Source organism: Caballeronia arvi (assembly GCF_001544695.2).
GTDB lineage: Bacteria > Pseudomonadota > Gammaproteobacteria > Burkholderiales > Burkholderiaceae > Caballeronia > Caballeronia arvi.
The window spans coordinates 34512-43646 of record NZ_FCOM02000059.1 but is presented as its reverse complement, the minus strand read 5'-3'; the positions used below and the strand labels follow the sequence as shown (position 1 = coordinate 43646).

At 57.2% G+C, this 9135-nt stretch carries 7 protein-coding genes; 2 read left to right on the top strand and 5 right to left on the bottom strand.

Annotated elements, in window-relative coordinates:
* The first annotated feature begins 90 nt into the window (after positions 1-90).
* Entirely contained in the window at positions 91-2328 is a 2238-nt protein-coding gene (locus tag AWB74_RS36325; protein ID WP_061151447.1) for a beta-glucosidase, read from the top strand.
* A gap of 75 nt (positions 2329-2403) precedes the next feature.
* Here AWB74_RS36325 and AWB74_RS36320 read toward each other — a convergent pair whose 3' ends face one another.
* The 5 genes from AWB74_RS36320 to AWB74_RS36300 all read right to left on the bottom strand — a co-directional run bounded on the left by AWB74_RS36320 (position 2404) and on the right by AWB74_RS36300 (position 8234).
* Positions 2404-3561 carry a branched-chain amino acid ABC transporter substrate-binding protein gene (locus tag AWB74_RS36320; RefSeq protein ID WP_061151446.1) on the bottom strand — a complete coding sequence of 386 codons (1158 nt, stop codon included), beginning with the start codon at positions 3559-3561 and terminating at the stop codon, positions 2404-2406.
* 188 nt (positions 3562-3749) lie between these two features.
* A complete protein-coding gene (locus AWB74_RS36315) occupies positions 3750-4982 on the bottom strand; it encodes an NAD(P)/FAD-dependent oxidoreductase (RefSeq protein ID WP_061151445.1) in 1233 nt (410 codons plus the stop codon).
* Between the two features lie 59 nt (positions 4983-5041).
* Positions 5042-5395 carry a RidA family protein gene (locus tag AWB74_RS36310; protein ID WP_061151444.1) on the bottom strand — a complete coding sequence of 118 codons (354 nt, stop codon included), beginning with the start codon at positions 5393-5395 and terminating at the stop codon, positions 5042-5044.
* A gap of 2 nt (positions 5396-5397) precedes the next feature.
* Entirely contained in the window at positions 5398-6927 is a 1530-nt protein-coding gene (locus tag AWB74_RS36305; protein WP_061151443.1) for an amidase, read from the bottom strand.
* A 20-nt stretch (positions 6928-6947) separates the two neighbouring features.
* On the bottom strand, positions 6948-8234 hold the full coding sequence (locus AWB74_RS36300; protein ID WP_061151442.1) for an MFS transporter: 1287 nt from the start codon (positions 8232-8234) through the stop codon (positions 6948-6950).
* A gap of 95 nt (positions 8235-8329) precedes the next feature.
* Between AWB74_RS36300 and AWB74_RS36295 the strand changes: the two genes are divergently transcribed.
* Positions 8330-8989, top strand: coding sequence for a helix-turn-helix domain-containing protein (locus AWB74_RS36295; RefSeq protein ID WP_061151441.1), 660 nt, complete (start codon positions 8330-8332; stop codon positions 8987-8989).
* The last annotated feature ends 146 nt before the right edge of the window (positions 8990-9135 follow it).

The following is a 9135-nucleotide window of genomic DNA, read 5'->3' as shown; positions in this document are numbered from 1 at the left end:
GTTGAAGCAGTTGGCAAACTCACTTTAACCCCGTCGCCTCCATGACGACGGTGGGAGGCCCGCTAGATGATTTTCAATACTGGGAGACATATGAAAGTCAAGTTTCGGCGCCTGGGTCTCACACTCAGTGCGGCAGCGTCCGTGTTGTCTGCGTGCGGTGGCGGCAGCAACGATTCTTCCAATAATCCTGCACTAAACCCCACTGACACGGCTTCCGATGTCAGAGCGTCGGCGATAGTCGCCCAGATGACGCTCGACGAAAAAATTTCACAGGTTCATGGGGCTGGAACGACGTGCGCCGTGAGCGGAGCGAGTTGTATCCCCGGAATCCCGAGGCTCGGCATACCGGACCAAGTCCCGACGGACAGCAGCGCGGGTGTTAAGACCAGCTTGCCCAACAATTTAGCGCTCGCAGCAACCTTCGATACTCAACTTGCTTATGCCTACGGCGACTTGATTGGCAAAGAGGTTCGGCAACTGGGTTTCACCGAAAGCTTGGGAGGCGGCGTCAATATTGCACGGGAGCTTCGGAACGGTCGCAACTACGAGTACTTGGGAGAAGACCCGCTCCTGACTGGCGATTTCATTGTCGCTCGCACAAAGGCCGTTCAAGCCCACAAGGTGGTCTCCACAGTTAAGCACTTCGCCGCCAACAGCCAGGAAACGAATCGATATACGGCCAGCTCGAACGTCGACGAAAGAACACTGCGCGAACTGTATCTACTGCCATTCGAAATGGCGGTGAAAGACAGCCAAGTCGGAAACGTCATGTGCGCCTACAACTTTGTAAACGGTATCAAGGCCTGCCAGAACGCCCATCTCATCACGGATATCCTGAAGAATGAGTGGGGGTTCAAAGGGAAGGTCCAAAGTGACTGGGAACTGGCGCTGGATGACGGAGTTCAGGGTGCCAACGCTGGACTCGACGAGGAAGAAACTGGCTCAGCGAACGATTACGTTCTCGGTCCATTTGGGAAGTATTCGCAGTTCAATCAGCGCCTCAAAGCTGCGGTCCAATCGGGCGCGGTACCGACGTCTCGTCTGAATGACATGGTCAAGCGCAAGTTGCGAACCCTGATTGAGGTCGGGGTCTTGGATGATGCACCGACTGCTACGACCATCCCAGCAGACCAGTTATCGGCCGGCGCGAAGTTCTCTCAGTCCGTTGCCGAACAAAGCATGGTCCTGTTGAAGAACGCGGTGCATACAGGCTCCAACAATGCGACCCTTCCGCTCACTGCGTCGACCACAGGAAAGATTGTTGTCATCGGCGGCAACGCCGACCGCGCGGTAATGGGCGGCGGGGGCTCGGGTCATGCGCCAGGCGCGGACGCATCAGTTGTCGCGTGTTTCCGTCCAGGAACGAAAGTTGGCTCCGCCGGCGTAGAACCAGCATGTGCTCCCTGGTATGCTTCGTCCCCGCTCTCCGCTATCAAAAGCGCCGCACCGAATGCGACAGTCAGTTACATCGACGGAACAGATGCACAAGCCGCGAGTGCAGCTGCTTCTAACGCAGATGCCGCAATCGTCTTTGCAACGCGGTTCCAGTCCGAGGACATAGACCTTCCAAGCCTCAGTCTCTCAAATGCGCTGACGGACCCTGCAAACCAAGCGTACGACCAAGACGCTCTCATAACTGCGGTTTCAGCTAAGGCTAAGCGAGTGATTGTCGTGCTGGAGGTCGGTACGGCTGTCACAATGCCTTGGATTGACTCGGTGGACTCCGTTTTGGTCGCGTGGTATCCGGGCCCGCAAGGTGGTCCTGCCATCGCTGACGTTCTGTTTGGGGCGGCCAATCCCTCTGCGAAGCTGCCGATTTCGTTCCCCAAGAGAGACGCTGACTTGCCGGAGGGGCCTATCACCGGGGAATCGCTCGTGTACAACTACACGGAAGAGCTGAACATAGGTTACCGTTGGTTCGATGCGAAGCAGATTGAACCGCTTTTTCCGTTCGGATTTGGCCTTTCCTACACAACCTACGCGTACGGAAACGTTTCGGCGACCCCCGACGGGCAAGGTAACTTCAACGTGACCTTCACCGTTACAAACACCGGCACCCGGGCAGGTGTTGAAACTCCTCAGGTATACGCGGGCATTCCGTTCGGCGGTGAACCGCCGAAGCGCCTCGTTGCCTATCAGAAGGTCGCGTTGGCGCCAGGTGAATCCAAGAACGTCACGCTGAACGTCGACGCGAAAAGGCTGGGCGTATGGGACGACAGCTCACAAAAATGGATTTTGCCGGGTGGTTCCTATTCGTTCTATGTCGGCGGTTCTTCGCGAAATGTCCTCGCCACGTCAGGCGGCACCGTTACTCAGCGTTCGCTCTAAGCTGTAAAACGCGGACTCTGGCACGGTATGGGTCGGCGTGTTTCGGAGCGCGTCTCAACGACGCGCTCCGAAATATCACATCTTTCCGACGACACCCAGTGACGTAATCTTCTGCGACTTAACCTGATACACCGAAACCGCCGCGTACTTCTGGTCGCCCTTGTTGTCAAATTCGATTCTGCCCGTCACGCCGCTGTAGTCGACGGAATGGAGCGCGTCGATAAGCTTTAGCGGGTCGAGGGAACCAGCCTTCCGTATGGCCTCACCGACCACCATGACGCTGTCATATGTGTACGGTCCAAAGTACTGAGGTGGCTGGTTGAATCGTGCCTCGTATTTCTGAACAAACTCCTTTGAACCGGGGAGCTGGTCAAGCGGCGCGCCAGTCTGCGTACAGTACTCTCCCTCTGCAGCAGAGGCCGCCACGCGAACCCAGTTCTCCGTGCAAATCCCATCGCCGCCAACGAATCGCACGCGAGTCATACCGAGCGTCTTCATTTGCTTCACGAAAGGCGACGCGATGGCATCAGTGCTTGCCAACACGATGGCGTCCGGTTGGGTTGACTTTAGCGAAGTGAGGATTGCCCGAAAGTCGACGGCCTTATCGTTCGTGAACTCACGCGTTACCGCAATCCCGGACTCGCCTGCATCTTTCGCCACCTGGTCGCCCAGGCCCTGACCATATGCGGTCCTGTCATCCACCAGTCCAATCCGCTTGGCCTTCAACTGGCCGCTGAGGAACTGAACCATGCCGCGTGCCTGAGCGTTGTCGTCAGCGACAACGCGGAACGTGTTCTTGAGGTTCTGAGCAGTCAGCGTTGGATTTGATGCGCCGCTCGAGATGAAGGGAATGCCGGCTTGACTGTAGATGCGCGAAGCGGGGATAGCGACGCCTGAGTTGATGTGGCCGACGACAGCGACCACATGGTCATCAACCAATCGCTGCGCGACAATAGTACCTACCCGAGGGTCGGCCCCGTCGTCCGCCGCGACGAGTTCGAAGCGAACACGCTTCCCGTTCACCACGATGTTCTTGGCATTGAGCTCATCAATCGCCAACTCCCCGCTGTTCTGCACGTCTTTGCCCAAGCTTGCCAGTTGGCCGGTGGTCGGCCCAGCGACAGCAATCTTTGCTATTACCTCGTCTGCGTACGAATTCATGGACGCAAATGCAAAGAGAGCTGCGCTGAACGTACCGGCGAGCGACGTCTGAAGGTGAGTCCGATTAGGCATGCTGTTTCTCCAAGAGTTTCCAGTCGTTTGCGTAAATCATTGCGCGTGGCCTACGTTAGTAATCCTTACCGTATAAGACGAAGGTCTTCCGAGACATAACTCTGTGTTCGTGGGTTGGGTGGTAAGTATCTTATCCGAGCCAAAATAAAATTCTCGTATTTGAGAATTATTTATTCATGGCTCGGTTGTTAGAATCGGTCGGCTCGAAACGGCGTCAGGTCTACGGTTGGGCGAAGGCCCAGAATCGATTCCGCAATCAAGCGCCCCGTAATGGGGCCCAGCGTCAAGCCGTGGTGTGCGTGCCCAAATGCGAACCAAAGGTTTTTATGGCGCGGTGCGGGTCCGATGACAGGCATCATGTCCGGCGTACAAGGACGGCGGCCGAGCCACGGTTCTGCGTCGACTCTTTCTCCCAGAGGAAACACTTCACGGGCGATAGGTTCCACGGCTTCCAGTTGCACAGGCGTCTTCGGTGAATCTCGGAATCCAAGTTCTACGCCCGTCGTCAGTCGAATCCCTCGAACCATCGGTGTAATCATGTAGCCAAATTCGGCATCCAGAACCGGCTGATTGAGCGCCGCGCCTGGCTTGGTCGCGTAGTGCATGTGATAACCGCGCTTCACCTCCAGCGGAAGTGAATAGCCGAGCCTCGCGGTCAGGTCGCCGGACCACGGGCCCATGGCGATGACCCCAGTCTCCGCTTCCACTACTCCGGACTCGGTCCGCACGCGCCAGCCAGCCTCTAGCGTGGAGGCGTCGCCAATGAGCACAGTGCCACCGAGACGTTCGAAAAGCTTTGCATATGCATCTACGAGGCCGGCCGGGTCACTTACGGAATCAGACGACGAGTAGCGAACTGCCGCGCGAAGGACGGAATGCAGCGATGGCTCGGTTTGTCGAAGAGCATTGCCTTCCAGGACATCAAAATCGACACCGTACTCGTCCTTCCACCGCGAAGCTTCCGCGACCGCGCCGTCAAAAGCCTTTACAGTGCGAAAAGCCTTTATCCACCCGTTCTGTCTGAGGAGAGCTTGCGCCCCCGCCGCGTCAATAAGGTCGCGATGTTCCGACACACAGTGCTCTATCAACGTTGAATAGGCTCTGGCAATTTTTGCGTGACGGTCGGCTCGCGAGTTGTGCCAATACTTCACAAGGAACGGCGTCAACTTCGGCATGGCCATCGGGTGATAACGCACATCCGTCGCGCGGTTGCTCGCATAGTGCGCAAGGGACGCAAAGTCGCGAGGGAAAGCGTACGGATACACGCCTTCACGCTGGATGAGTCCAGCGTTGCCGAGCGACGTCTCGTTGCCAGGAGCCTTGCGGTCGATGAGCGCCACTTTGAGGCCTCGGCGCTGCAGATGCAAAGCTACAGATGTGCCGACGATGCCGCCGCCGAGAACCATTGCATCAAACTTCATCTCGATATTCCTTTCGTACACGCACCACGCGAGCTGCTTGATTGGCCGGGGCCCGCCAGTTAGGCGTGCGCCGTAACGGCAATCTCAACGTCAAGACCCGGTTTCATGAGAATCGACGTCACGCACGCACGCGTCGGAGCGTTCCCCTCAGGCACCCACGCGTCCCATACAGCGTTGAATCCGTCGAAGTGCTTCGGGTCGCTCAACCATACGTTAGCGGTGAGTAAGCGAGCCTTGTCGATTCCGGCTGATGCCAGCAGCTTATCGATTCGGGTGAGGATTTCGGTCGCTTGTACATCAATGGCGGCGCCAGCCGAATCCGGAACCTGTCCAGACAGATAGACAACCCCGTTCGCTACGACGACTTGGCTCATGCGAGCGTTGGTCTGCAGGCGTTCAATTTGATTGCTCATGGTTACACCATTGAAAAGCCGGATGAATCGCTTCCGGATAGGTTAAAAATTGGAGGTGAAGTGACAAGCGACTTCAGCGCTGGAGTAGCCTCGTGCAGTAGCAGGAGGTTCGGGCGCGGGCGACGCAGGGTCGACGAGTCAGCAAAGGCCTGCTCGAACGCATGGGAAATCGCCAACGTCTGCGCGTCGCCACGGAACGGTCCAACTATCTGCAAGCCGAAGGGCATGCCCGCCTCGTCGACGCCACAAGGCAAGGAGAGGGCCGGGTGGGTCGTGAGCGTGACGACATAAGTGAGCGCCAGCCACCGGTAGTAATTCTCCTGCGGTCTTCCCTCGACTGTAGCTGCGTAGAGCTCGGTCCACGGGAAGGGTGACACCGGAGTCGTTGGCGAAAGGATGACGTCGTACTTGGAAAATGCCGACTGGAAGCGCTGGAAGGCTTGGGTCTGCTCCGATTGAGCCCACGCAGAATCCGCCAATGACATTTTCGCGCCCATTTCGTAATTTGCGCGAGTGTTCGGACCCAAAGCGCTGGGGTCACGTTCGTATGCGGCGTGCAAACCGGCGACGAAGCTTTCGGCGCGAATCACGTCAAAGCACCGATGCACCTCGCCGAGGTTGAATTCGACGGGCTCGCATACGTGAACAACGCCCTTAATGGCAGCGACCCTTGACCGAAACGTTCTTCGAATCGATTCATCGACGTCGCAGCAGCCAAAGTCCTCGGTGTAGCCGACGCGAAGTTTCGATAAATCAACGTTGCCAATCCGACGAAAACTAAGCGCGTCGACCGAATAGCTCAAAGGGTCACCGGCCGACTCGCCCGCCGTCGCGGCAAGCTGCAACGCAGCCTCGGCGACAGTTCGCCCCATCGGTCCGACAACAGAAATGGGCGTCCAGCCTAATAAACGGCGAGAGTTGGGCACGAGTCCGGGCGACGGTCTAAAGCCGACCACTCCGCACTTCGACGCGGGAATGCGCAAGGAGCCTCCCGTATCAGAGCCGGTGCAGACGGGGAACATGTCACATGCGAGTGCTGCAGCCGAACCTCCCGAGCTACCGCCTGCGATAAGCGCGGGATTGAACGGATTGCCCGTTGCACCCCATACCGGGTTTCGCGTGTTTGCACCAGCACCGAGTTCCGGCACGTTCGTCTTTGCCAGCAAGATTGCCCCCTGTTTGCGCAGACGCTCAACGAGCACGACATCGCGCGACGGCACATTGCCCCGCGACATGGGCGAACCGTAAGTGGTAAGCAAGCCCGCGGTATCTTCAAGGTCTTTGACGCCCATGGGTAGGCCGTGGAGCAGCCCCAGCTCTTTCCCATCCATCACATGCTGCTCGGCGACCCTTGCCTCGCTTCTCGCGCGGTCGAAACAGGTCGCTGTTACCGCGTTCACAGCGGGATTCAAGGATTCGATGCGGTCGATACAGGCGTCGACCAGTTCGACTGGGGAAATCTGCTTCGAGCCAATCAACCTGCGTAGCTCTTCTGCAGACTTAGTCACCAACTCGTCTTTAGCGGAGGTCATTGTCGTTCCTGTTTTCGTCTTCAGTTGATGGCTTCGCCGGTGCGGTCTCGCAGCCAGATGACAGGGACCAAAGACACAGCGCACGCAGCTGCCACGTACCATGCTGGCGCCAACGGATTGCCCGTGCGCTCGACAATCCAGCTTGCGATAAGCGGGGAAAATCCGCCAAAGAACGACGCACTCACCACGTATGTCAGCGCAATGCCCGTTGCTCGTACTTCGCGCGGGAACAGCTCCGGAATCATCACCAACACAGGAACAATCTGTCCGGCGACGAAGATAGCGAGGAATGCGGAAACGGCGCACAGAAGAGTTATGGAGGGATGTGCGCTTAAAACTGAGAACGCGGGATAGACCGATGCCAGCAGGATGACTCGCGAGATGACCAATACACGTTTGCGCGTGAATCGGTCCGCTAGTTTGCCAGCGATGGGAGCCGCCACGAACAGGGTCAACGAACTGACTACGCCTGAAATGACTGATGCGGTCGGGGACAGGTGCAGGGTTCGCACTGCGTGATTCGGCAGAAAGAATGCCGTTATGTACACCGACACTGAGCCGCCCAGTTCGGCGAATGTTCCCAGGAAGGTGAGTTTCAGATGAGTCGTGAGAGCCGCTTTCAGCGCGCCGTGCTTCTTTGCGTGATGAGCCGGTGCATCGCTCAGTGTTTCTTCAAGGCGACGCCGAATCAGCATTCCGACCGGGGCAGCGAAAATTCCAAGAAGAAAGGGAAGGCGCCATCCCCAATCGTCCACGACTTCCTTGGGTAGACTCACATTTACGAGGGTGGCGACAACAGCACCGAGTGCAAGGCCAAGCGCAGTTGCTGCGAAGTTCCAACTTGCGAAGAACGCCCGAGAGTTGTTGGTCGCGTACTCTACAAGCAACGTAGTTCCGGGGCCAAATTCGCCACCTGCGGCAAAGCCTTGAATGAGACGGGCGGCAAGGACAACCACCGGTGCAAAGACGCCTGCCACCGCATACGTCGGAGCGAAAGCGATAAGCGCGCAACTCAGTGCCATCAACATGATGGTCAGCACCATCGCCTTCTTTCGCCCGGCGCGGTCAGCATAGGCGCCGATGACAATGCCCCCGAGGGGACGAACTACGAAGCCAACGCCGAAGACCCCAATCGAGAGAAGGAACTGATTGACCGGGGACGCGGATGGAAAAAAGAGCTTCCCGATTTGGATGGCGAAGAAGCTATAGATGGTGAAGTCGTAGTACTCAAGAGCTGTCCCGAGAGTAGTTGCAGCAACGACCTGAGTCTTTGAGAGACCAGCTTTTTCGAGTGCAAGCGATGCCACGATGCTGCTCCTTCGGGGTGATGGATGTGATGCGAGTTATCATATATGAGAAAATAATAATTCTCGTATACGACAAAACCCTATAAAGAGTCACTATGCGAAAGTCCGCAGCACAACACGAGCAAGCGAACCCGTCGACACCGACCGACGGAGCGTCCCCTCACATCGACCACAAGGCGGTCGGAGCGCAGTTGCGTCAGGCACGCAAGTCGCGTGACCTGACCCTGATGCAGCTATCCGAACGTTCGGGCATCGCGGTCTCGACCATCTCCAAGGCAGAACGCGGCGACATCGCGCTTACCTACGACAAGTTCGTCGCGCTGGCTCACGCCCTCAATGTCGACTTCGACACCATCTTCGGCCGTGCACCCCGACGTCCAACTGGGGCGATTGAGCCAACGTTGACGCGGTCTGGAAAGCAGTTGATTTACGACACCCCAAATTACGAATACGGCATGATTGCCAACGACCTTGTTGGCAAACGCATGGTGCCTATGCGAGCGCACATACGTGCACATGCGCTCGAAGACTTCCCTGACTACATCCGACATAGTGGAGAAGAGTTTGTCTTTCTTCTGCAAGGCAAACTTGAACTTCACTTCGAAAATGGGTCTGTGTTCAGGCTCGAGAAAGGTGACAGTCTCTACTTCGACAGCGCGCAGGGGCATGTCTACATCAGCACTGGCGCGAAGGACGCTGAAGTTCTCGTATGTTGCGTGGACACCGACGACCATCGTCCCCCACAAACGCTTTAATCGACCACGCAGACATCCTTAATGTGGCCTCGGACGTGATGCAATCGGCGGCTAGGCGAGCGCGAAAAAAATTGCGGCAAAACTCTCGTCGTACCGCAATTAAGCCCACTCCGCCTGTGGTTCTGTTGACTATCCGAGTTGAGGCG